This is a genomic window from Klebsiella sp. 10 (assembly GCF_018223925.1).
Classification (GTDB): Bacteria; Pseudomonadota; Gammaproteobacteria; order Enterobacterales; family Enterobacteriaceae; genus Klebsiella; species Klebsiella pneumoniae.
Genome location: NZ_JAGRRB010000016.1, coordinates 44,617 through 67,426 on the forward strand (window position 1 = coordinate 44,617; position 22,810 = coordinate 67,426).

The window sequence follows — 22,810 nt, forward strand, 5'->3', positions numbered from 1 at the left end:
AAAAAAGAGGCGCTATGGTAGCGCCTCCGGGCGCTGGTTGAAAGCGCTCAATGCGTCGGACCAGACGCACGCCGTTCCCCGCACGCTCGATGCGGCAAAGCGGCGAGATAATCTCTATGCTTTACAGGGGTCTGTGGCGTCCCATTCGCCTTTATTTGCCGCGCCTCATCCAGCAAGATAGCGTGGTGAGCGCTCCCGCCTGAGCCGCAAGGTGTCGGGCCCTGACGGGTGAGACTATGGTTCCCGTAAGCTATCAGCGCTATGCATAGAATTCATGATGTGATCGGTAGCACATTTTAGGGATTAATTGTATGATGAATGCACTTCATCAAGGGTTATTACCATGAGTAAATCGCTGACTATTATCTGGCAGTACCTGCGGGCTTTCGTCCTGATTTACGCCTGCCTGTACGCCGGAATTTTTATCGCCGGGCTGCTGCCTATCACTATCCCCGGCAGCATCATCGGCATGCTGATCCTCTTCGTGCTGCTGGCGCTGCAAATTATGCCGCCGCAATGGGTCAACCCCGGCTGCAATATCCTGATCCGCTATATGGCGCTGCTGTTCGTGCCGATCGGCGTTGGGGTGATGCAGTACTGGGATCTGCTGCGCGCCCAGCTGGGGCCTGTCGTTATCTCCTGCGCCATCAGTACGCTGGTGGTGTTTGTAGTGGTGAGCTGGAGCTCCCATTTGGTGCATGGCGAACGTAAAGTGATTGGCCAAAAAGGAAAAGAAGAATGATGCATGAAATCTGGTGGTCGCTACCGCTAACCCTGATCGTCTTTTTTCTCGCCCGCAAACTGGCGGCCCGCTTTAAGTTCCCGCTGCTCAACCCGCTGCTGGTGGCGATGGTGGTGATTATTCCATTTCTTCTGCTGACCGGGATCTCCTATGAGCGTTATTTTGCCGGCAGCAAAGTCCTGAACGATCTGCTGCAGCCGGCGGTAGTGGCCCTTGCGTTCCCGCTGTATGAACAGCTGCACCAGATCCGCGCCCGCTGGAAATCTATCATTACCATCTGCTTTATCGGCAGCTGCGTGGCGATGATCACCGGCACCACCGTCGCTCTGCTGATGGGCGCCACGCCGCAAATCGCCGCCTCTATTCTGCCTAAGTCAGTCACTACGCCGATTGCTATGGCGGTTAGCGGCAGCATCGGCGGCATTCCGGCCATCAGCGCCGTGTGCGTAATTTTTGTCGGCATCCTCGGCGCGGTATTTGGGCATACGTTGCTTAACCTGATGCGCATTCGCACCAAAGCGTCGCGCGGCCTGTCAATGGGCACCGCCTCGCACGCCCTCGGCACCGCCCGCTGCGCCGAGCTGGACTATCAGGAAGGCGCGTTTAGCTCACTGGCGCTGGTGCTATGCGGGATCATCACCTCGTTGATGGCGCCGTTCTTATTTCCGCTGATCCTCGCAGTGGTAGGTTAATAGTGATTTAAATCACATTTTTTAGTGCAACAAATCGGAGTTGCATAAAGAATGAGATATTCATCACATATGGAACCGCTGGCCGCCCGTACACTGGCTTCCCATTACACTGTTATGAGGCAACGCTATGCACTCACGTTTTCAAGCTGCTTTGACGACTCTGGCAGCAGATCTGCAGGCGGCCATCGCCCCGATGCTCGCCGACCCGCATTTCCCGGCGCTGCTCGAAGCCGATCAGGTGGCGACGCTGCAGCATGCGACAGGTCTGGACGAAGACGCGCTGGCTTTTGCGCTACTGCCGCTTGCCGCTGCCTGCGCGCGCCCCGACCTTTCTCATTTTAACGTCGGGGCTATCGCCCGCGGCGTCAGCGGCCGCTGGTACTTTGGCGGCAATATGGAGTTTCTCGGCGCTACCATGCAGCAGACCGTTCACGCGGAACAGAGCGCCATCAGCCACGCCTGGCTGCGCGGCGAGACCTCCCTGCGCGCTATCACGGTGAACTACACGCCGTGCGGTCATTGCCGTCAGTTTATGAACGAACTGAACAGCGGGCTGGCGCTGCGCATTCATCTGCCGGGTCGCGAAGCGCATGCCCTGGAGCACTATCTGCCGGACGCCTTTGGCCCGAAAGACCTGGAGATCAAAACCCTGCTGATGGATGAACAGGACCATGGCTTCCCGGTCAGCGGCGATGCCCTGACCCATGCAGCTATTCAGGCCGCCAACCGCTGCCATGCGCCCTACAGCCACTCGCCTTCCGGCGTGGCGCTGGAGCTGAAAGACGGTACCATTTTCAGCGGTAGCTATGCGGAAAACGCAGCGTTCAACCCGACGCTGCCGCCGCTGCAGGGGGCGCTGAATCTCCTGAGCCTCAACGGCTATGATTATCCCGCTATCCAGCGGGCAATCCTGGCGGAGAAAGCCGACGCGGCGCTGATCCAGTGGGATGCCACCGTCGCCACCCTGAAGGCGCTGGGCTGCCACAATATTGAGCGCGTCCTGTTAGGTTGATCAGCCTGAGCAGATTGCCGGACGGCGTCTTCGGCTTATCCGGCCGACTTTTTATACCGTTAGGTGTCGGGTGGCGCTACGCTTACCCGACCTACGATTCGCGCCATGGCGACCTGAAGATCCCTATGCCGGGTGTCGGCTCACGCCTTACCCGGCCTGCGTTCGGCGATCTGTCTATATTGCTGAAAATCCCCGCAATCAAACGCGGGTTTCTTGCGCTTACCCGGCGGGTAAAGTAGCCTGAAGACTCCGTTGTCTATTATTGAGCCAAGTTCATGTTAAAGCGTGCGTTCTACAGCCTGTTAGTCCTGCTCGGCCTGCTGCTGTTGACCGTGCTGGGCCTTGACCGCTGGATGAGCTGGAAAACCGCGCCCTATATCTATGATGAACTGCAGGACCTGCCCTACCGTCAGGTCGGTGTGGTGCTGGGCACCGCCAAATATTACCGCACCGGCGTCATCAATCAGTATTACCGTTACCGCATCCAGGGTGCGCTGAACGCCTACAACAGCGGCAAGGTCAACTATCTCCTGCTGAGCGGCGATAATGCTCTGCAAAGCTACAATGAACCGATGACCATGCGTCGGGACCTGATTAAAGGCGGCGTCGATCCCGCGGATATCGTACTGGACTATGCCGGTTTCCGTACCCTCGACTCGATCGTCCGTACCCGGAAAGTGTTCGACACCAACGACTTCATTATCATCACCCAGCGCTTCCACTGCGAACGGGCGCTGTTTATCGCCCTGCATATGGGGATCCAGGCCCAGTGCTACGCGGTGCCGTCGCCGAAGGATATGTGGAGCGTGCGGCTGCGCGAGTTCGGCGCCCGCTTTGGCGCGCTGGCGGACCTCTATATCTTCAAACGGGAACCGCGCTTTCTCGGCCCTCTCATCCCGATTCCGGCGCAGCAGCATGACGTGCCGGATGACGCCCAGTCCTATCCGGCCGTGACCCCGGAGCAGCTGCTGGAGCTGCAGAAAGAAAAGTAGCCTCCATCAACGCATTCGTTTCAGATATAAAAAAACCCGCGCCAGGCGCGGGTTTTTGATGCGTTCAATCTTATTTCTTACGGGCGTATTTCAGGGAGTCCAGTGCCACGGCGAAGATAATAATCGCCCCCTTAATAATGTACTGCCAGTAAGGGTTGACGCCGATATAGGTCAGGCCGTAGTTGATGACGGTGAAGATAATCACCCCGGTCACCACGCCGAATACAGTCCCTACCCCGCCGCTGAACGATACGCCGCCCACCACACAGGCGGCGATGGCGTCCAGTTCGTACATAAAGCCGAGGTTATTGGTCGCCGAGCCGATACGACCGGCTTCCAGCAGGCCGCCGAAGGCGTAGAACACGCCGGAGAGGGCATAGATCATCAGCAGGTTTAACGCTACGTTAACCCCGGAGACCTTCGCCGCTTCCGGGTTACCGCCGATAGCGAAAATGTTTTTGCCAAAGCGCGTCTTGTTCCACAGGATCCAGACAAAGAAGACGGCAATCAGCGCGTAGAAGGTAATGTAGGACAGGCGGAAGGAGCCCAGCGCCACAAACCCCTGCGCGAAATGGGAGAAGTGGCTGTCGAAGCCGGAGATCGGCGACGCGCCCACGAAGTCGTAGTACAGCGAGTTAATGCCGTAGACGATGATCATGGTGCCGAGAGTGGTAATAAACGGCGTCACGTTCAGGTAGGCAATGACGATCCCGTTAATCAGGCCGATGACCGCCCCGATGGCGCACACCAGCAGGATCACCAGCGGGATCGGCATGGTCGCCATATCCGGGAATACCTTATTGGCATTATCCACCGCCTGCAGCATGGTGGCGGCAATTACCGCCGCCAGACCCACCTGACGGCCGGCGGAGAGGTCGGTCCCCTGCGTGACGATAAGTCCGGCCACGCCGAGGGCAATTATAATACGCACCGAGGACTGGGTCAGAATATTACTCAGGTTGAGCAGACTTAAAAATGTCGGATCCTGGAAAATAATAATGGCCAGCAGGACCAGAAGGACAACATATATCCCACCCTCTTTCAGGTAAGTGAGAAAACTCTTTTTATTTAACGCACTCATGTGAAGCCCCTGATCTTAAAGGTGCAATGACGCAAGACGCAGTATTTCGTTTTGCGTGGTGGTTTTAGTCTCAACAATGCCCGCGACCAGGCCGTTGCTCATCACCAGAATGCGGTCGGTAATCCCCAGCAGTTCCGGCATTTCGGAAGAAATAATAATGATCCCTTTGTCTTTTTTAGCCAGTTCGGCAATCAGCTGATAGATTTCAAACTTGGCGCCGACGTCGATACCGCGCGTTGGCTCATCCAGCATCAGGATCTCCGGCTGGGTCAGCAGCCAGCGGCCTATAATGACCTTTTGCTGGTTACCACCGGAAAGCGAGCCAATCTGCGTATGCTGACCGGGGGTTTTGACGCGCATCGAGTCAATAACCCATTGGGTATCGCTCTTCATTCGCGAGTTATCCAGCAAGCCGACGCTGTTTTTATATTTCTTAATATTGGAGATCAGCGAGTTAAACCCGATATCCAGATAGGCGTAAATCCCGGTAGAGCGCCGCTCCTCGGTCACCAGCGCAAAACCGTGGTTTATCGCCTCGTTGGCGCTGTGGTTGTTGATCTTCTTGCCGTGCAGCGTGATGGTGCCGCTGGCCTTCTCACGGATGCCGAACAGGGTCTCCACGATGTCGGTGCGTTTAGCGCCCACCAGGCCGGCGATACCGAGAATTTCGCCCTTATGCAGGTCAAAGGAGACATCGCGAATGGAGGGCTGGCGCAGCGAGGTGAGATTGCGCACCTGGAGGATCACTTCGCCCGGAGTGTTTTCGCGATCCGGAAAACGCTGGTTAAGCGAACGCCCGACCATCATGGCGATGATCTTATCCATATCCAGCCCTTCCAGCGGCTGGGTGGCGATCCACTGGCCGTCGCGCAGGATGGTTATTTCATCGCACAACTGGAAAATTTCTTCCATTTTATGCGAGATATAGACGATACCGCAGCCGCGATCTTTCAGCTTACGGATGATCTTAAACAGATGGTTGACCTCTTTTTCCGTCAGCGATGACGTCGGCTCATCCATGATGACGATTTTGGCGTCATAGGAAAACGCCTTCGCGATCTCAATCATCTGCATCTGAGATACCGATAAGGTACCGACGCGGGCGCGCGGATCGATATCAATATCCAGCTCATCAAAAATGGCCTTGGTATCCCGGTACATTTTGTCCTGATCGACAAACATGCCTTTAGTTGGATAGCGCCCGAGCCACATGTTATCCATGACCGAACGCTGTAATACCAGGTTTAATTCCTGATGCACCATCGAAATACCGTTTTCCAGGGCTTCTTTCGCCGAATGGAAATCGATCTCTTTTCCCTGAAAAAGAATGCTACCGGAATCTTTTTGATAGATCCCAAAAAGGCATTTTAATAATGTCGATTTACCGGCGCCGTTCTCACCCATTAACGCATGAATGGAGTGCGGACGAACCTTCAGGTTGACATTATCAAGAGCCTTGACGCCAGGAAACGATTTGTTGATGTTGCTCATCTCCAACAAATATTCGCCTGACCGTTCGCTATTATTGCTGACCATAGTTATACCTGGCTGCGTTCATGCAAGCCCCGTCCGGCGCACTAGCGCCAGCAGGAGTCTGGTTCTGTATCAGGAATAATCGGGCGTGGATAACCCACGCCCGCAACTCACATCACGATTATTTGCCGGTAAACTGGCTCAGGTTGTCTTTATCGACGCCCACGTAGGGGACGCGAACAATCTTGTTGTCAATTTTCCAGTTGGTGCCTGCCGCGGCGTCTTTCCCGTCGGCAAGGTTTTTCGCCAGCTCGAAGGTCGCTTTTGCCTGGTTGTTGGCATCGTTCAGCACAGTACCGGCCATCGCGCCGGATTTCACCAGCGCCAGGGCTTCCGGCAGGGCATCAACGCCGAACACCGGAATGCTGCTCTTGTTGTGCGCTTTCAGCGCTTCAACCGCGCCCATCGCCATGGCGTCGTTGTTAGCGATCACCACTTCAATCTTGTTGGCATTCGGGCCGGAGAGCCAGGCGTCCATTTTGTCTTTCGCCTGGGCGGTATCCCACATCGCGGTATCCAGCTGCAGCTGCTGGGTCTTCAGACCTTTATCATTCAGCTCTTTAATAACGTAAGTGGTACGCGCTTCCGCATCCGGATGGCCCGGCTCGCCTTTCAGCAGAACGTACTGGATCTGACCGTCTTTATTCAGATCCCAGTTCGGGTTGGCTTTCCAGTGCTTGGCGATCAGATCGCCCTGAATAATCCCGGACTCTTTCGAGTCGGTACCGACGTAATAAGCCTTGTCATAACTATCCAGCGCTTTGCGGGAAGGCTCTTTGTTGAAGAACACCACCGGAATATTCTGCCCGCGCGCCTTTTCAATCACCGTACCTGCGGCGGCCGGATCAACCAGGTTAATCGCCAGCGCCTTCACGCCTTTCGCCAGCAGCACGTCAATCTGATCGTTTTGTTTCGACTGGTCGTTCTGCGAATCATTCATCAACAGCTGGACGTCTGGCGCGGATTTGCCATCTTTTTCAATCGCCTTACGCACTACCGACATAAAGTTGTCGTCATATTTATAAATCGTCACGCCGATACGGGTATCTGCTGCGTGTGCGGCGGCGCCAAATAACAGACCAGCCATTACAGCAGACAGGGTAAACACCTTCTTATTCATGGAATCTCCGGTTTTATTATGCAGGGTCATTATTGTGAGAAAATGCAGGCGGGATTTGTTGCATTAGTGTTACCGCACAACGCATTTCACGACGAAAATTCGGTCTTCCGTGTCGGGTAACGCTCCAGAAAAATACGACTGTAAAACTCGTTTAACGCCTTGTTCCTACTAAATAAAGTGAGAAATATCCATCACCTCGTGGTTCAGACTGGTAAACGCTGCCATCATAATCAGGCGAATGTTAATATACTGTGAATTTACTCACAAATTGAAAGCGGTTACATCCCGCGATCGCGTCAGTTAGTGATCGGCCCCACAGTTTGCCGCTGGGCAACGGAATGACGGCGCACCAGCGTCGGCATAAAGCAGTGCGTTGCCTCACGATCCAGCTTGCCGGCCGCCCCCAGCAGCGCCATCTCGGTGGCCAGCTTTGCCATCGACATTACCGGATAGCGCACGGTGGTGAGCTGAGGATCGGTGTAACGGGAAATAGGAATATCATCAAAGCCAATCAGCGACAGATGCTGCGGCACGACAATGCCGTTGTCCTTCAGCGTCGTCAGCGCGCCGGCCGCCATGCTGTCGTTATAGGCAAACACCGCGGTGAGGCCGAGATTGCGCCCCAGCAGTTCGACCATCGCCGCTTCACCGCCCTGCATATCCGGGGAGCCGGAACCGATCCAGCTGTCCGGGGCGATGATGCCTTGCTCCTGCAGCGCTTTGCTCCACCCTTCCCGGCGCATATCGTCATCTTCAATGCCGTGGTTTGAGGAGAGATAGCCGATGCGCTGGTGACCATGATTGAGCAGCATACGGGTGGCCATCAGCGCGCCGCTGACGTTGTCGAGCCCTACGCAGCGATGGGCATACCCCGGCACGATGCGGTTGATCAGCACCATCCCCGGGATATGTTGCATAAAGTCGCTCAGTTCATCATCGCTCAGCGCTTTCGAATGGACGATCAGCGCCGAGCAGCGCTGACGGATCAGCACCTCGATGGCGTGACGCTCTTTTTCCGCCTCGTGATAGCTGTTGCCGATCAGCACATATTTCTGATGCTGCTGAGCAACGGTATCCACTGCTTTCACCAGCGCGCCGAAGAAGGCGTCGGAGACGTCCATCACCACCACGCCGATGGTATCGCTGACCTGGGTGGCCAGCGCCTGGGCGTTGGCGTTGGGCCGGTAGCCCAGTTGGGTCACCGCTTTCATCACCACGTCGCGCGTATCCGGACTCACCAGCGCGCTGTTATTCAGCACCCGCGACACGGTGGCCACGGAAACGCCCGCCTGGCGGGCGACATCACGAATGGTGATCATACTCAGCGACCTTAAGAGAATTACAGCACGTCACATTCACCTCCTGTGCTTAGCAAGGAGGATATTCTGGCAGCGACCCGCGGTCCGCTGCGTGAGTGAGGTCACACGGCTGGAAACGTTTACATCCGTTTTGTTAATGATTGTGATCGAGATCGTTATCTGGATGTATCTTTCAATGATGTGCCTGACGCACGCAGGGTTAACTGACGCCACAGCCATTCCACCGGCCCCTGGCGGAAGCGGCGCAGCCAGAGCGATGAGACAAGGAGGTTAACGGCCCAGATGGGGGGGACAAAGGCCAGCAGCTGCAGACGATCGAAGCGCATAAACAGCCCAAGATGATAAAACAGGGTGGTGCAGATCAGGGTCTGCAGCAGGTAGTTGGTCAGCGCCATGCGTCCGACGCAGGCGATAGCGCCCACCAGGCGGAAACGGCAGAGCTGCGGCCAGTAGCCCCAGGCCAGCGCGGCATAGCCGATAGCCTGCAGCGGGGCGCTAAGTTCGCGCGGCGCCTGCAGTAAAAACGCGCACCAGCGATAGTCCCAGGCCAGATACCACTGGGCGAATATTGCCGGCAGATTGACCGCCATGCCGGCCGCCACCAGCAGCGCGCCGGTACGCCGGTAGTGACGCAGGCTAAACTGCCCCTTCAGCCAGCCGCTACGCATCAGCGCCGCGCCCATCAGCATCATCCCCGCCAGCTGCCAGCCATACTGCGCGCCCAGCGCCAGCAGATTGTCAGATAGCATATCCGCCCGGTTGCTGACCGCCTCCATGCCACCGTGCAGCTTCCAGTACTGCTCATATTGCAGGTTCGCCGCGTCCGGCGCCCACGAGCGATTCGCCGCGGTCCCGGAGATCATCCCCAACAGGACCAGCACCGCAATGCCGGTGAGGTAGAGCACCACCCCGGTGTTAAACAGCGATTTGACATGGTGCGCCTCACGCACCATGCGCCAGCTCACCAGCCCCACCAGGGCATAGGCCAGCAGAATATCGCCATCCCAGAAAAAAAGACCGTGAATGAAACCGAGCAGCGCCAGCAGCGTCAGCCGCGACTGGATCCAGCGCTTCCCTCGCGGAAGCAATAGCTGAAGACCGGCGCCAAACAGCAGCGCGAACAGGGTGAGAAACTTCACCTGCGCCAGCAGGTCGAGGAGCGCCCAGGTCCAGGCATCGCTAAGGGACGCGCTTCCTGACCAGGCGGGATTGAGATAAGCGGCCTTCGGCAAGCCGAAGGCGCTGATATTGAGAAGCAGGATACCGAGGATGGCGACGCCGCGGACAAAGTCCAGCGTGACATTTCTCTCCATGCACCCTGCTCCGTTTTAGTCGTGGTGACGTACTGCGCGCAGGAATTCCTGGCGGGTATTCTGGCTGGATTTAAACAGGCCGCCGAGAGAGGTGGTGGTGGTGGCGCTGGTCGCGTCGCGAATGCCGCGCGCCTTCACGCAATAATGCACCGCGTCAATGGATACCGCCACGTTGTTGGTGCCGAGCAGCGTCTGCAGCGCGATCAGGATCTGCTGCGTCAGACGCTCCTGGACCTGCGGACGTTGGGCGAAGAACTGCACGATGCGGTTGATTTTCGACAGGCCGATCACCGAATCTTTCGGGATATAGGCTACCGTCGCTTTACCATCGATGGTAACGAAATGGTGTTCGCAGGTGCTGGTCAGGGTGATATCGCGCACGGTGACCATTTCATCGACCTTCATTTTGTTTTCAATGACGGTGATTTTCGGGAAGCGAGAGTAATCCAGCCCGGAGAAGATCTCATCGACATACATTTTGGCGATGCGATGCGGGGTCTCCATCAGACTGTCATCACTCAGATCCAGATTCAGCAGTTGCATAATCTCGGTCATATGACCGGTAATCAAACGCTTGCGTGTTTCGTTATCAATTTCTTGTACTGGCGCACGCATCGGCGTCTCCAGCCCACGAGCGACCAGCGCTTCATGAACGAGGACGGCTTCTTTACTCAGTGATGACATTTATGTTTCTCCTGCAGGTGTGGCGCTCTTTGCTTTTTCTGGGGGCAAAGTTTGTATTCATTGTGCGTGAGGTGGCGCACAGAATCCAGTAGCCGTAACGATAATTATTGAAATTGGCGCTGCCTTTTATTAGGGAGCGAAGCCATGCCTCAGGCGCAACGCCAAATCCTTATCGCCGTATCCGGAATGTTCCAACCGCTGTACGCATTCATAAGCGCCGTCGCTACACCGGCATGTTGGCTATAAGTTGCATTAATGATGCAGTAAGTTCTCAAAAGGAGAAAGTGAAAGTTGCTCACCGGCTAATGAAATATCTGTATTATGAACGTTTACGCGCACATCCCTTCCGAGGAGCCTTGCATGGAACTGCTTGAAGAGCATCGCTGTTTTGACGGCCAGCAACAACGCTGGCGTCATCACTCCCCTGTCCTGAACTGCGCCATGACGTTCAGCATTTTTTTACCGCCTGAGCGCGAAACGCCGCCGCCGGTGCTGTACTGGCTGTCGGGGCTGACCTGTAACGATGAGAACTTTACCACCAAGGCGGGCGCCCAGCGCATTGCCGCCGAGCTGGGCATCGCGCTGGTGATGCCGGATACCAGCCCGCGCGGTGACGAGGCGGCCAACGACGACGGTTACGATCTCGGACAAGGCGCCGGCTTCTACCTGAACGCCACCGAGGCGCCCTGGGCGGCGCACTACCGAATGTACGATTACCTGCGTGACGAACTGCCCGCGCTTATTCGTAGCGAGTTTAGCGTCGGCGAACGCTGCGCCGTCAGCGGCCACTCGATGGGCGGCCACGGCGCGCTCATTATGGCGCTCAAAAATCCCGGCCGCTACGCCAGCGTCTCCGCCTTCGCGCCGATCGTCAATCCCTCCCAGGTCCCGTGGGGCAAGAAAGCGTTTACCGCCTATCTCGGCGCGGATGAATCGGCATGGCACTCCTGGGACAGCTGCGCGCTGATGCAGGCCAGCCGGCCGGAGGACGCCGTGCCGACGCTTATCGATCAGGGCGACAACGATCCATTCCTTGCCGGACAGCTGCAGCCGGCGATACTGGCGGAGGTCGCGCGGCAGAAGGCCTGGCCGTTAACGCTGCGCATCCAGCCCGGTTACGACCACAGCTATTACTTTATTGCCTCGTTTATTGAAGACCATCTGCGCTTCCATGCGCAGCATCTCTTTGGCTAAACGCCAATGCGCCGCGAAGCTGCTTCGCGGCGCATGTTCAGGCCTACAGGACGCGTTTTAGCGCCGGCAATCAGAAGCGATAATCCACCGCCATAAAGTAGCGACGGCCTTCTTCGGTATAGCTGTAGTCGTCCCGGCTCAGATCTTTATCACCCACGTTCTGCACCCCGGAGCGCAGTTTCACGTTTTTGGTCACCTGCCATGCCGCGCCAACGTCAAACAGGGTGTAGCCGCCCGGCGTTTTGCCGGTGGCGCTCACCGCGCGCTGCTGGCCGGTATAGTTGGCCGTCACGTAGAAGGACCAGTCGTCCAGCGGTTTCCAGTCGAGCGTGCCGTTGGCGGTATGGAACGGCAGCGTCTGCAGCGGTTTGTCGCCGCCATTGCTCAGATCGCGACCATCGTTGTAGGTGTAGTTCACCGTCAGCTTCCACTCATCGCCAAACGGGATCTTCACCTCCGTCTCCACCCCTTTGATGCGGGCTTTGTTGACGTTGAAATAGCGGAAGATCGGCACGCGCTTGCCGTTGACAGTTTTCCAGCCGACAAAGTTCGGGTAGCCCGGCGCTTCGCTGGCGCTGGAGGTGCGCAGAACGTCGATCATGTCGTCGACATTATTCTGGAAGGTGGTGATGCTGCCTTCGACATTTTCAAGCCAGCCCTCTTCCCCGCGGTAGTAGAGACCGAGCTCGAAGCTTTCGCTGGTTTCCGGTTTCAGATCCGGGTTACCGACGATGCTGCACGAGCCGCGGCAGGAGTTGGTGGTCCAGTCGGGGTTAAGCTGCAGCAGCGACGGGGCTTTAAACGCCGTCGCCCAGCCGCCTTTGACGGTGACGGTATCGGTGGCGTTATACACCAGATAGGCGCGCGGGCTCCAGTGATCGCCATAGGTCTGATGGTCGTCCATACGAATGCCGGTGGTCAGCGCCAGCGGCTCGATGATGCGCCATTCGTCTTCGATAAACAGGGCGTACTGGCTGGCCGACGTTGACTGGCCGCCGCTGCTCAGGTTGACCGGATCTTTCAGTTTGTCGTGGCGCCATTCGCCGCCGAAGGTCACCAGCTGGTTAATCATGCCCAGCGGCAGGACATACTTGCCGTCGATGGCATTGCTTTCCGAGGTAATAGTCCCGCTCTGCCCTGGATTTTTGTTATCCACCTTTTCGCCGTAGAACTTGAGCTCGCTATTGCCGATATCCCAGCGGCCGTTATGGCTCAGAGAGTAGTTCTCCCGCTCAAGGCGGTTGCGGTCAAGGGAATCGGAATCGCGATCCTGACGGTCAAAGCCGTAGCCTGCGGTAAAATCGTGGTTTTCGTTCGGCGTCCAGGCGAATTCAACATTGCCATCGCGGCTGGTGAAGCCCTCGATGCGCGGCGTCTCGCCGGTGGCATTACTGGATGACTGCGGATCGTCCTTGGCGCGTTTTGCCAGGCTGCCGTAGGCCTTCATTCCAAGTACGCCGTCGATCAGCGGGCCGCTGGTGAAGAACTGGCCGTTATAGGTATCCCCGCGATCGCGGTGCTCCTGAATAGTGGTATCAGCACTCAGCGTCCCGGTCCATTTCTGGCCGATTTTTTTGGTAATAATGTTGACCACCCCACCGAGCGCATCGGAGCCGTAGAGGGAGGACATCGGGCCGCGCACCACTTCGATACGCTCAATAGCATCCACCGGGATCCAGTTAAGGTCGAAGTCATTGTGGCGGAAGACGGCGTTCCGCGAGTTAACGCGCTTGCCGTCGACCAGGATCAGGGTATAGCTGCTGCTCAGACCGCGGATGCTAACGCCCTTGCGGTTATCCCCTTCGTTGGTGAGCTGGACCCCAGGCACATCGCGCAGCACGTCTTTCAGGTTCTGAACAGGCTTGCGTTGTAAATCCTGTTGGGTGATGACGCTGATGCTCGCCGGCGCGTCTTTGACATTCTGTTCAGTGGCCGAGGCGGTCACCACCAGCGTTTCTTCATTCACATCGGCCAGAGCCGGAAACGCCAACGATACGACGGACGCAGACAATCCCGCCCGGATAAAAGGGTTTAACCTGAACATTCCAAATCTCCATGAGATGTACAACCAAACAAACAACAAGGTGCTGCTCACACGCGCTGGCGACTTGCCGCTCTGTCGGCGGCATGCTCGCGCTGTTTTCTCGTCGATGTGGCTGGTCGCCCGGTGTCAGTCTGTACAAGCGGCAGAGACGGGGAGTGGCTTCATCCGTAATGGGCGAAAATGATAAAGATAATGATTACGATTATCAATATAATTATGAAGAATTGTGACAAGCTGTAACCGCACAAACATAAAAAAAGCCCTCTGTTCAGAGGGCTTGCGGGTGATGACAAATCTGTCTTCGTTATTGTGCTCACATGTCTGCCGGGTGGCGGCTTTCGCCTTACCCGGCCTACAAAAATAGCAATATCAATCAGTTACGCGGTTATCTGTAGGCCCACGCAAGCGCAGCGCCGCCGGGCAATCCCTGAAGATTGCACTTTGCCAGCAATATAAAGCCCTCTTCACAGAGGGCTTTTATCGCACAATCGCGAAGATTAACGCTTAAAGCGGTCCGGGAAGGTCATTTCGCTGTAGCGAACAAAGCGGGTGCCTTTCGCCAGCTTGTAACCAAACCAGATGACGAGGAACAGCGGAATACCAATGTAGGTCGCCGCCACGCCGCCCCAGTCAATGGTGTCCTTGAGGAACGCTTCGTAGTTCTGTCCGAGGGTGATGATCAGGCACAGCACGAAGGCGAAGATCGGCCCCAGCGGGAAGAACCCGGAACGATACGGCAGATTATTAATATCGTTACCCTGCAGGACGTAGCCGCGACGGAAACGATAGTGGCTGATCGCAATACCCAGCCAGGCGATAAAGCCCGTCATCCCGGAGGTGTTCAGCAGCCACAGGTACACCGTCTGGTTGCCAAACATGGAAGTCAGGAAGCACAGCGCCGCGATCACGGTGGTCGCGTACAGCGCGTTACGCGGCACGCCGCCACGCGACAGCTTCGAGAAAATACGCGGCGCTTTACCGTCGCAGGCCAGGGTGTACAGCATACGCGTGGAGGCGTACATCCCGGAGTTCCCCGCCGACAGCACGGCAGTCAGGATAACGGCGTTCATGATTGCCGCCGCCGACAGCAAACCAGCATGCTGGAACACCAGGGTGAACGGGCTGACGGAGATATCCTTCACATCGTTGCGCAGCAGACTCGGATCGGTATACGGAATGATCAGGCTGATAATCAGGATCGCGAAGACGTAAAACAGCAGGATACGCCAGAAGACCTGGCGCACCGCGCGCGGAATGTTCTTCTCCGGATTTTCAGATTCACCGGCAGCGATGCCGATAAGCTCGGTGCCCTGGAACGAGAAGCCGACAATCATCGCCACGCCAATCATCGCCGAGAAACCGCCGGCGAACGGCGCATCCGCGATCCCCCAGTTGCTCCAGCCGGCTGGCTGCGCCCCTTTGAAGATGCCGACAATCATCATCACGCCGACGATGATAAAGATAATGACGGTGGCTACCTTTATCAGCGAGAACCAGTATTCCGCCTCGCCAAAGCCGCGCACCGAGATCCAGTTCAGCAGGAACATGATGCCGAGGAACAAGGCGCTCCAGATCCAGCCCGGAGTGTCGGGGAACCAGTAGCTCATCACCAGCTGTGAGGCCACGAGGTCAACGGCGATCGTCACCGCCCAGTTGTACCAGTAGTTCCAGCCCAGCGCGAAGCCGAAGCCTTCTTCAACATAATTCTGCCCGTAGGTGGCGAAGGAACCGGATACCGGCATAAACGCCGCCAGCTCGCCGAGGCTGGTCATCAGGAAATAGACCATCAAACCGATCAGAATATAAGACAGCAGCGCCCCGCCGGGACCTGCTTGCGAAATGGTTGCGCCAGAGGCAACAAAAAGACCCGTACCGATGGAACCGCCGATGGCGATCATGGTCAAGTGGCGCGCCTTCAGTTCACGACGTAGCGTGGGCGCTTCTGTGGTTTTAGTTTCCGAAACCATGTGATAATGCTATCCATCCAAAAAATGAGGCGCGATTGTAGCAGACGATCGGGGTTCCATCCGGTACAAATGCAAAGTTATAAGAGAGCTTCATGATCGCCCGCAAATTATTAGTAAAGCACTAACCTGCGGAATTGCCAGCGAATTCCCCCCGTAATCAGGCGATAAAACCGGGCTGCTACACTTGGCAATAGTGCAGAAAACGTTGTAATGCTTTAGAAATATGCTTCTGCCGGTGATGGATCCGCCACAGCGTGCGCGTCAGCCGGGGCAATGGCACTTTCAGCTCCGCCAGCGTGCCCGAGGCAAGCTGTTCGGCAATCACCCGCCGCGATAGACAGCTGATGCCCAGGCCATGCCTGACCGCGTGCTTGATCGCCTCTGAATTACCCAGCTCCATGCCCAGATGAAACGCCGGCAGATGCGACAGCAGAACGTAATCGACAATCTCCCGGGTGCCGGAGCCATGCTCACGCAGAATCCACGGCGCCTCAGCCAGTTGCTGCAGGGTCACCTCCCCCGCCAGCAGCGGTGAGTTGGGCGCGGCAAACACCACCAGCTCATCCTCCAGCCACGGCTCGGCAATAATATCGGCGGCATGGCACGGCCCCTCAATCAGACCGAAATCCACCCGCAGGTCGGCGACGGCGTTGATGACGTCCAGGCTGTTGCCGACGCTCAGCTCGACCGGCAGATCCGGGAAGTCATGACGATAGCGGGCAATAATCTCCGGCATAATATAGTTGCCGATGGTGCTGCTGGCGTAGACTCGGATCGCCCCGTTATCGCCGCGAAACAGCTGCTCGATCTCCAGGGCCCGCTCCAGCAGCGCCAGCGCACGCGGGTACAGCAGCCGTCCATGCTCATTCACCACCAGTCGTTTACCGACGCGGTCAAACAGCTGCACGCCGAGCTGCCCTTCCAGATCGGTCAGCGCGGCGCTGACCGCGGATTGCGAAAGCGCCAGCATCTGTGACGCCTGAGTGGTCGACCCACTCTTGTGGACTTCGGCGAACACTTCCAGCTGCCGCAGCGTAATATGCATAACCCACCCGTTTAGTAATCCAACCTGAATAACCTTCCTTACTATGGTGACACAAATCGAGGCGGCTGACGGAAGGAAAATCCGCTTATATCACAAAATCATCGTCTTGCCGGCGAGACCGCCCCGCTTCTGCCTAACCCGCTCTCGCCCCGTTGTAACCGGCGAAGCGGCCATTAACCACTTATTACGATTGATTATAAACATATAATCAATTTTATATTTAATCCCGCGCGGCGTAACCTTTAGGCAGACAAAGGAGAAGGTTATGACAGCACTCACTTTACCCACCAAACATCGTTCCCTGTGGCATTTTGTCCCAGGCCTGGCGCTGACCGCCGCTCTGACCGGCGCCGCCCTGTGGGCCGGTAGTTTCCCGGCCATCGCCGGCGCAGGCTTTAGCGCCCTGACCCTCGCTATCCTGTTCGGGATGGTCGTCGGCAACACGGTCTACCCGAAAATCTGGCAGCCCTGCGACGGCGGGGTGATTTTCGCCAAGCAGCATCTGCTGCGCCTGGGGATCATCCTCTACGGCTTTCGCCTGACGTTCGCCCAGATTGCCGACGTCGGCGTGAGCGGTATTTTGATTGACGTTCTGACGCTCTCCAGTACCTTTTTCATCGCCTGCTTCCTTGGCCAGAAAGTGTTTGGTCTCGATAAACACACCAGCTGGCTGATCGGCGCCGGCAGCAGCATCTGCGGCGCGGCGGCCGTGCTCGCCACCGAGCCGGTGGTCAAAGCCGAAGCCAGTAAAGTGACGGTCGCCGTCGCTACAGTGGTTATCTTCGGTACCATCGCCATCTTCCTCTACCCGGCGATGTACCCGCTGCTGGCGCACTGGTTTACCCCGGAAACCTACGGGATCTATATGGGCTCCACCATGCATGAAGTGGCGCAGGTTGTTGCCGCCGGCCATGCGGTCAGCCCGGACGCGGAGAACGCGGCGGTTATCGCCAAAATGCTGCGCGTCATGATGCTGGCTCCGTTCCTGCTGTTCCTGGCGGCGCGTGTTAAACAGCTGACCCCGGCAGGCAACGGCGAGAAAAGCAAAATCACCATTCCGTGGTTCGCCATTATGTTCATCCTGGTGGCGGTGTTTAACTCCTTCCATCTGCTGCCGAAAGCCGTGGTGGATATGCTGGTGACGCTGGATACCGTCCTGCTGGCGATGGCAATGGCCGCCCTCGGGGTCACCACCCACGTCAGCGCGCTGAAAAAAGCCGGGGCGAAACCGCTGCTGATGGCGCTGATGCTGTTCGTCTGGTTGATTGTCGGCGGCGGGGTCATTAACGTCGCTATCCACAGCCTGATGGCATAAAGCACTACATCTTTCTCCAGTTAAGCCGCTATCATTACCCACCCCCCAGCGGCTTTAACTGGAGTTTTTTTATGAAATACGTAGGAGCGCACGTGAGCGCCTCAGGTGGACTGGCCAATGCCGCCATTCGCGCCGCCGAAATCGAAGCAACCGCCTTCGCCCTCTTCACCAAGAACCAGCGCCAGTGGCGCGCCGCGCCGCTCAGCGACGAGACCATCGCCGAATTCAAAGCCGCCTGTGAAAAGTATCACTTTGGCCCGGGGCAGATCCTGCCGCACGACAGCTACCTGATTAACCTTGGCCACCCGGTGGAAGAAGCGCTGGAAAAATCCCGTGATGCTTTCATTGATGAAATGACCCGCTGCCAGCAGCTGGGACTGACGCTGCTCAACTTCCACCCCGGCAGCCATCTGCAGCAGATCCCGGAGGAGGAGTGCCTGGCGCGCATCGCCGAATCGATCAATATCGCGCTGGCGAAGACCGAAGGCGTTACTGCGGTGATCGAAAACACCGCTGGCCAGGGCAGCAACCTCGGCTTTAAGTTCGAGCACCTCGCGGCCATCATCGACGGCGTGGAAGATAAATCCCGCGTCGGCGTCTGCATCGATACCTGCCATGCTTTCGCCGCCGGCTACGACCTGCGCAGCGCCGAAGCCTGCGAAAAAACCTTCGCCGCCTTCGAACGCATCGTCGGTTTTCAGTATCTGCGCGGCATGCATCTCAACGATGCCAAGAGCGCCTTCGGCAGCCGGGTCGACCGTCACCACAGCCTGGGGGAAGGCAACATCGGCCACGATTGCTTCAGCTGGATCATGCAGGACAGCCGCTTCGACGGTATTCCGCTGATTCTGGAAACCATCAACCCGGATATCTGGGCGGAAGAGATTGCCTGGCTGCGGGCGCAGCAGATTGCCGAAGTGGCGTAAATAGAGACAAAAAAGGGCCGAACAGTCGGCCCTTTTTTATTGCGGTAGGATTATGCCGCTTTTTCAACTTCCGCTGTTTGCGCCTCAGGGCGTTTCAGCACCGCGTAGGCAAGGCCCGCCACCAGCGTTCCGGCAACAATCGCCAGCAGGTAGCCCAGCACCGGCGTAATTGCCCCCGGGATCAGCAGAACAAACAGCCCGCCGTGCGGCGCCATCAGTTTCGCGCCAACCGCCATGGAGATAGCGCCGGTTACCGCGCCGCCGACGATACAGCACGGCAGAACGCGCATCGGGTCACGGGCGGCAAAAGGAATCGCCCCTTCCGAGATAAAGCACAGGCCAAGAACCAGCGCGGCTTTGCCCCCTTCCCGCTGCCCTTTGTCGAACTTATTGCGCGCTACCAGCGTCGCGATACCCATCGCCAGCGGTGGCACCATACCGGCCGCCATGATCGCCGCCATCGGCGCATAGGTCTGGGTACTCAGCAGGCCAACGCCAAAGGCATAGGCCGCTTTGTTTACCGGCCCGCCCATATCGGTACACATCATCGCGCCGAGGATCGCGCCCAGCAGAACCGCGTTGGCGGTGCCCATGGTTTGCAGCCAATGGGTCAGCCAGGCGAGGATACCGGCTACCGGTTTACCGATCAGATAGATCATTGCCAAACCCACGATCAGGCTGGAGACCAGCGGAATGATCAGGATTGGCTTCAGGGCTTCCATACTCTGCGGCAGTTTCAGCTTCGTGCTGATGGCTTTCGCCACATAACCGGCAAGGAAACCAGCGATGATCCCGCCGATAAAGCCGGAGCCGCCGCTAACCGCCAGCATACCGCCGATAAGGCCCGGGGTCAGACCCGGACGGTCGGCAATGGAGAAGGCGATAAAGCCTGCCAGTACCGGCACCATCAGCGCGAAGGCCGAGCCGCCGCCGATCTGCATCAGCGCCGCCGCCAGGGTGTCTTTCACTTCAAACGCTTTGATCCCGAAGGCAAAGGAGAGCGCGATACACAGGCCCCCGGCCACAACCATCGGCAGCATATAGGAGACGCCGGTCAGCAGGTGGCGATAGGCGCCCGCCGACTCTTTTTTCCCTTCAGCAGCCGCCTGAGGTTTGCCGGATGGCTGGTACGGTTTGGCTTCCGCCACCGCTTTATCCAGCTCCTGGGCGGTTTTCTTCAGCGCCAGACCGGTGGTGGTGCGGTACATCGGCTTGCCGGCGAATTTCGCCAGGTCCACCTCGATATCGGCAGCGACGATCACCAGATCCGCCTCGGCCACCTCTTCCGGGGTGATGGCATTGCCCGCCCCAACGGAGCCGCGGGTCTCCACCTTCACCCACCAGCCGCGTTTTTTGGCTTCGGTTTCGATGGCTTCTGCCGCCATAAAGGTGTGGGCGACGCCGGTCGGACAGGCGGTGACCGCGACAATGCGTTTCTGCCCCTGAGCGGCGGCCGGAACGGCTACCGCCGCTGGCGCAACGTAGGGCTTAGCGTGGTCTTTCGCTTCTCCCAGGAACAGCTCCGGATGGGCGACAGCACGGTTAATATCGCCCAGGTAAACGTTTTTACCATTCAGCGCGCTATCGGCCGGCAGCGCGGTTCCCAGCACGATGGCCAGTTCGGCGTCATTCGGGTTATCAATCAGCTCAAGGTGCGCTTTCGGCGCCGCGGCACCCAGCAGGGTTTTCGCCATGTAGGCGCGCGCCTGTCCGAGTCCGGCATCAATAATCAGCAGCGTTTTCATTATGCCTCTCCTGCTGTCAATTAAAGGGTTGTAAGTCGACTCGCGCCATCATCGCGGCCAACTGGGTACGGTCGGTAATTCCTACATTGCTCTGGCTGACGGCCAGGGCAGCGACGGCGGTCGCCAGGCGCAGGGTATGCTCGCTGGATTCACGCATCAGCAGGCCGTAAATCAGGCCGCCGACCATCGAATCGCCGGCGCCAACGGTGCTGACCACTTCCACTGAAGGTGGTTTAGCAATCCACTCCCCAGAGGCGTTGACCCACAGCGCGCCCTCTTCGCCCAGGGAGATCACCACGTGGGCGATACCCTGCTCGCGCAGCGCATGGGCGGCGTCGATAACATCTTTCATCTCCGGCAGCTTGCGGCCAGCCCAGATTTCCAGTTCGCGACGGTTCGGTTTCACCAGCCACGGCGCCGCTTTTAGTCCGGCAACCAACGCTTCGCGGCTGCTGTCGAAAATGATGCATGGGCACTGACTGCGCAGACGGGTCATCCAGTCGGTGAAGGCTTCCGGGCTAACGCCGGACGGCAGGCTGCCGCTGACGCAGACCATATCGAACTGCCCGAGCCAGCTCAGGGAGTCGTTGACGAAGCGTTCCCAGTCGCCCGGGGTGACTTCAAAGCCGGAGAAGTTGAAATCGGTCACTTCTCCATCTTTTTCCGTCAGCTTAACGTTGATACGGGTCCGGCCCTGCACCACCTGGAAACGGTTGGCGATCCCCAGCTCGCTGAACAGCTGCTGAAAGCCGTCCTGGTTGTCTTTACCCAGGAAACCGCCGACGGTGACGTCAATGCCGAGATCTTTCAGCACTTTCGCCACATTAATGCCTTTCCCGGCGGCGTGCAGGCCGGTGGTGCGCACCAGGTTCACTTCACCGCGTTCAATCTCCGAGGTGAATCCCACCAGGTCGTATGCCGGGTTTAACGTAATCGTTGCTACACGTCTGCTCATTTATGCGCCCTCCCCAAGGCCTGCGGCGATCGCTTCGCCAATCGCATCCAGCGCTTGTTGCGCATCCTCACCCTGCGCGGTAAAACGCAGACGGTGACCTTTTTTCACACCCAGCGCCACAACCTTCATCAGGCTGCGACCGTTAGCCGGCTTGCCGGAACCGTCGAGATTGGTGACGGTGATGTCGCTGGAAAATTGTTTAATGGTGTTGACCAGCATGGTGCCCGGACGGGCATGCAGGCCGTGTTCATTGCGCACCACGAATTCGGCGCTCAGCACATCTTCGGCAATGGCGTCGTCGCTGGTCAGCAGCGCCAGCACGGTGGCGGCGTCGGCTTTCAGCAAATGTTCAGCTTTCTTGTCCAGCAGCAGCTTGCTCAGACGGTTCAGCACTGCGGTCGGCTGCTCGTCGGTCATCGCCACCGTGACCAGCAGGGAAACCGGCTGCTCGTCGCGGGTAAAGGCGTTAGCCGCGCGGCTGACCGCCACGGCGCTGCGCAAATTGCCTTCCGCACTGTCGTTCAGCCAGACGCCCTGACCGAGGTTCAGCGGCGTATCGTTAATGACGTGGCTAACGAAGGCGGCATCGACAGCGCCAACTTCTTTCAGACGCGCCGCGTTCAGCGCCTGCAGGGTCAGCAGATCGCTGGCCGCGACGTCGAGACTGAGGGTCTCGTTATCCAGCTTCAGCGCTTCGCTCTGCTTCTCTCCCATCAGCAGCGCGCGCAGCTCTTCCGCGGTAGTGGCGGACTGCAGCTGCGCGGCGACCGCGTCATCGCTCAGCACATGGGTCAGCTGACGCAGCAGGCCGAGGTGTTCATCTGAGCTGGCGGCAATCCCGATCGCCACATAGGCGGTCTGCCCTTCGCCCCAGGTGACGCCCTGCGGGAACTGAAACACCTGAACGCCGGTCTTCAGCACCTGGTCACGCGTATCCGTCGTGCCGTGCGGGATCGCGATCCCGTTGCCGAGGAAGGTCGAGGTCTGCAGCTCGCGAGCCAGCATGCCGTTCACGTAGCCATCGGCCACGTTGCCGGCGCTGACCAGCGCGGCGGCGACCTGCCGGATGGCCTCTTCTTTATTACCGGCCTGCTGGCCGGGATGAATATCCTGCACAGATAACTGGAACAT

The 22,810-nt window shown here is 57.9% G+C and carries 19 protein-coding genes; 7 read left to right on the forward strand and 12 right to left on the reverse strand.

Annotation, left to right across the window (positions count from 1 at the left end):
• Window positions 1–343: 343 nt before the first annotated feature.
• The 4 genes from KHQ26_RS18185 (at window position 344) to sanA (ending at window position 3,438) form a co-directional block, all read left to right on the forward strand.
• A complete protein-coding gene (locus KHQ26_RS18185) occupies window positions 344–742 on the forward strand; it encodes a CidA/LrgA family protein (RefSeq protein ID WP_002912865.1) in 399 nt (132 codons plus the stop codon).
• Complete coding sequence (locus KHQ26_RS18190) at window positions 739–1,434, forward strand: CidB/LrgB family autolysis modulator (protein ID WP_002912867.1); 696 nt, start codon at window positions 739–741, stop codon at window positions 1,432–1,434. The genes KHQ26_RS18185 and KHQ26_RS18190 overlap by 4 nt, the downstream gene beginning before the upstream one ends.
• A 127-nt stretch (window positions 1,435–1,561) precedes the next feature.
• The gene (gene cdd / locus KHQ26_RS18195; protein ID WP_211777932.1) at window positions 1,562–2,446 is read left to right on the forward strand and encodes a cytidine deaminase; all 885 of its coding nucleotides are present in this window, start codon (window positions 1,562–1,564) and stop codon (window positions 2,444–2,446) included.
• Window positions 2,447–2,721: 275 nt separating this feature from the next.
• Window positions 2,722–3,438: an outer membrane permeability protein SanA gene (gene sanA, locus KHQ26_RS18200; RefSeq protein WP_002912870.1), complete on the forward strand. Its 717-nt coding sequence runs from the start codon at window positions 2,722–2,724 to the stop codon at window positions 3,436–3,438.
• A 70-nt stretch (window positions 3,439–3,508) separates the two neighbouring features.
• Here sanA and mglC read toward each other — a convergent pair whose 3' ends face one another.
• From mglC to folE, 6 genes are all read right to left on the reverse strand, one after another.
• Complete coding sequence (gene mglC, locus KHQ26_RS18205; RefSeq protein WP_002912871.1) at window positions 3,509–4,519, reverse strand: galactose/methyl galactoside ABC transporter permease MglC; 1,011 nt, start codon at window positions 4,517–4,519, stop codon at window positions 3,509–3,511.
• 15 nt (window positions 4,520–4,534) lie between these two features.
• The gene (gene mglA, locus KHQ26_RS18210) at window positions 4,535–6,055 is read right to left on the reverse strand and encodes a galactose/methyl galactoside ABC transporter ATP-binding protein MglA (protein WP_002912876.1); all 1,521 of its coding nucleotides are present in this window, start codon (window positions 6,053–6,055) and stop codon (window positions 4,535–4,537) included.
• A 118-nt stretch (window positions 6,056–6,173) separates the two neighbouring features.
• Window positions 6,174–7,172 (reverse strand): galactose/glucose ABC transporter substrate-binding protein MglB, encoded by a 999-nt coding sequence (gene mglB / locus KHQ26_RS18215; RefSeq protein ID WP_002912878.1) that lies wholly within the window; start codon window positions 7,170–7,172, stop codon window positions 6,174–6,176.
• 296 nt (window positions 7,173–7,468) lie between these two features.
• Window positions 7,469–8,491 carry an HTH-type transcriptional regulator GalS gene (galS, locus tag KHQ26_RS18220; protein WP_023301158.1) on the reverse strand — a complete coding sequence of 341 codons (1,023 nt, stop codon included), beginning with the start codon at window positions 8,489–8,491 and terminating at the stop codon, window positions 7,469–7,471.
• Window positions 8,492–8,646: 155 nt separating this feature from the next.
• Entirely contained in the window at window positions 8,647–9,804 is a 1,158-nt protein-coding gene (yeiB, locus tag KHQ26_RS18225; RefSeq protein ID WP_004149106.1) for a DUF418 domain-containing protein YeiB, read from the reverse strand.
• Window positions 9,805–9,819: 15 nt separating this feature from the next.
• Entirely contained in the window at window positions 9,820–10,488 is a 669-nt protein-coding gene (folE, locus tag KHQ26_RS18230) for a GTP cyclohydrolase I FolE (RefSeq protein WP_004184878.1), read from the reverse strand.
• Between the two features lie 360 nt (window positions 10,489–10,848).
• Between folE and fghA the strand changes: the two genes are divergently transcribed.
• The gene (gene fghA / locus KHQ26_RS18235) at window positions 10,849–11,682 is read left to right on the forward strand and encodes an S-formylglutathione hydrolase (RefSeq protein ID WP_032410456.1); all 834 of its coding nucleotides are present in this window, start codon (window positions 10,849–10,851) and stop codon (window positions 11,680–11,682) included.
• A gap of 70 nt (window positions 11,683–11,752) precedes the next feature.
• On the opposite strand, the gene cirA is transcribed toward fghA, so the two are convergent.
• From cirA to yieE, 3 genes are all read right to left on the reverse strand, one after another.
• Window positions 11,753–13,726, reverse strand: a complete 1,974-nt coding sequence (gene cirA, locus KHQ26_RS18240; protein ID WP_002912926.1) for a catecholate siderophore receptor CirA — start codon at window positions 13,724–13,726, stop codon at window positions 11,753–11,755.
• A 497-nt stretch (window positions 13,727–14,223) separates the two neighbouring features.
• Window positions 14,224–15,693: an amino acid permease gene (locus KHQ26_RS18245; RefSeq protein ID WP_002912929.1), complete on the reverse strand. Its 1,470-nt coding sequence runs from the start codon at window positions 15,691–15,693 to the stop codon at window positions 14,224–14,226.
• Between the two features lie 178 nt (window positions 15,694–15,871).
• A complete protein-coding gene (yieE, locus tag KHQ26_RS18250; RefSeq protein ID WP_002912932.1) occupies window positions 15,872–16,738 on the reverse strand; it encodes a DNA-binding transcriptional regulator YeiE in 867 nt (288 codons plus the stop codon).
• Window positions 16,739–17,003: 265 nt separating this feature from the next.
• Here yieE and KHQ26_RS18255 point away from each other — a divergent pair, with 265 nt between their 5' ends.
• Both KHQ26_RS18255 and nfo read left to right on the forward strand, forming a co-directional pair.
• Window positions 17,004–18,053, forward strand: a complete 1,050-nt coding sequence (locus tag KHQ26_RS18255; RefSeq protein ID WP_002912935.1) for a YeiH family protein — start codon at window positions 17,004–17,006, stop codon at window positions 18,051–18,053.
• Between the two features lie 71 nt (window positions 18,054–18,124).
• Window positions 18,125–18,979: a deoxyribonuclease IV gene (gene nfo, locus KHQ26_RS18260; protein WP_002912937.1), complete on the forward strand. Its 855-nt coding sequence runs from the start codon at window positions 18,125–18,127 to the stop codon at window positions 18,977–18,979.
• Between the two features lie 50 nt (window positions 18,980–19,029).
• Here nfo and fruA read toward each other — a convergent pair whose 3' ends face one another.
• Genes fruA through fruB form a run of 3 tightly spaced genes read right to left on the reverse strand, consistent with a single transcriptional unit; the run spans window position 19,030 to window position 22,810 of the window.
• Window positions 19,030–20,724: a PTS fructose transporter subunit IIBC gene (fruA, locus tag KHQ26_RS18265; RefSeq protein ID WP_002912939.1), complete on the reverse strand. Its 1,695-nt coding sequence runs from the start codon at window positions 20,722–20,724 to the stop codon at window positions 19,030–19,032.
• A gap of 16 nt (window positions 20,725–20,740) precedes the next feature.
• A complete protein-coding gene (fruK, locus tag KHQ26_RS18270; protein ID WP_032410458.1) occupies window positions 20,741–21,679 on the reverse strand; it encodes a 1-phosphofructokinase in 939 nt (312 codons plus the stop codon).
• Window positions 21,680–22,810, reverse strand: coding sequence for a fused PTS fructose transporter subunit IIA/HPr protein (gene fruB, locus KHQ26_RS18275; RefSeq protein ID WP_032410460.1), 1,131 nt, complete (start codon window positions 22,808–22,810; stop codon window positions 21,680–21,682). It lies immediately after the preceding gene.

Excerpts from the sequence above, each read along its gene's own strand:
- mglA (WP_002912876.1), bottom strand. The coding sequence starts at position 6,055 with ATGGTCAGCAATAATAGCGAACGGTCAGGCGAATATTTGTTGGAGATG.
- KHQ26_RS18245 (WP_002912929.1), bottom strand. The coding sequence starts at position 15,693 with ATGGTTTCGGAAACTAAAACCACAGAAGCGCCCACGCTACGTCGTGAA.
- fruK (WP_032410458.1), bottom strand. The coding sequence starts at position 21,679 with ATGAGCAGACGTGTAGCAACGATTACGTTAAACCCGGCATACGACCTG.
- cdd (WP_211777932.1), top strand. The coding sequence starts at position 1,562 with ATGCACTCACGTTTTCAAGCTGCTTTGACGACTCTGGCAGCAGATCTG.
- cirA (WP_002912926.1), bottom strand. The coding sequence starts at position 13,726 with ATGTTCAGGTTAAACCCTTTTATCCGGGCGGGATTGTCTGCGTCCGTC.
- mglB (WP_002912878.1), bottom strand. The coding sequence starts at position 7,172 with ATGAATAAGAAGGTGTTTACCCTGTCTGCTGTAATGGCTGGTCTGTTA.
- yieE (WP_002912932.1), bottom strand. The coding sequence starts at position 16,738 with ATGCATATTACGCTGCGGCAGCTGGAAGTGTTCGCCGAAGTCCACAAG.
- yeiB (WP_004149106.1), bottom strand. The coding sequence starts at position 9,804 with ATGGAGAGAAATGTCACGCTGGACTTTGTCCGCGGCGTCGCCATCCTC.
- fghA (WP_032410456.1), top strand. The coding sequence starts at position 10,849 with ATGGAACTGCTTGAAGAGCATCGCTGTTTTGACGGCCAGCAACAACGC.
- folE (WP_004184878.1), bottom strand. The coding sequence starts at position 10,488 with ATGTCATCACTGAGTAAAGAAGCCGTCCTCGTTCATGAAGCGCTGGTC.
- KHQ26_RS18185 (WP_002912865.1), top strand. The coding sequence starts at position 344 with ATGAGTAAATCGCTGACTATTATCTGGCAGTACCTGCGGGCTTTCGTC.
- galS (WP_023301158.1), bottom strand. The coding sequence starts at position 8,491 with ATGATCACCATTCGTGATGTCGCCCGCCAGGCGGGCGTTTCCGTGGCC.
- fruB (WP_032410460.1), bottom strand. The coding sequence starts at position 22,810 with ATGTTCCAGTTATCTGTGCAGGATATTCATCCCGGCCAGCAGGCCGGT.
- mglC (WP_002912871.1), bottom strand. The coding sequence starts at position 4,519 with ATGAGTGCGTTAAATAAAAAGAGTTTTCTCACTTACCTGAAAGAGGGT.
- sanA (WP_002912870.1), top strand. The coding sequence starts at position 2,722 with ATGTTAAAGCGTGCGTTCTACAGCCTGTTAGTCCTGCTCGGCCTGCTG.
- KHQ26_RS18255 (WP_002912935.1), top strand. The coding sequence starts at position 17,004 with ATGACAGCACTCACTTTACCCACCAAACATCGTTCCCTGTGGCATTTT.
- nfo (WP_002912937.1), top strand. The coding sequence starts at position 18,125 with ATGAAATACGTAGGAGCGCACGTGAGCGCCTCAGGTGGACTGGCCAAT.
- KHQ26_RS18190 (WP_002912867.1), top strand. The coding sequence starts at position 739 with ATGATGCATGAAATCTGGTGGTCGCTACCGCTAACCCTGATCGTCTTT.
- fruA (WP_002912939.1), bottom strand. The coding sequence starts at position 20,724 with ATGAAAACGCTGCTGATTATTGATGCCGGACTCGGACAGGCGCGCGCC.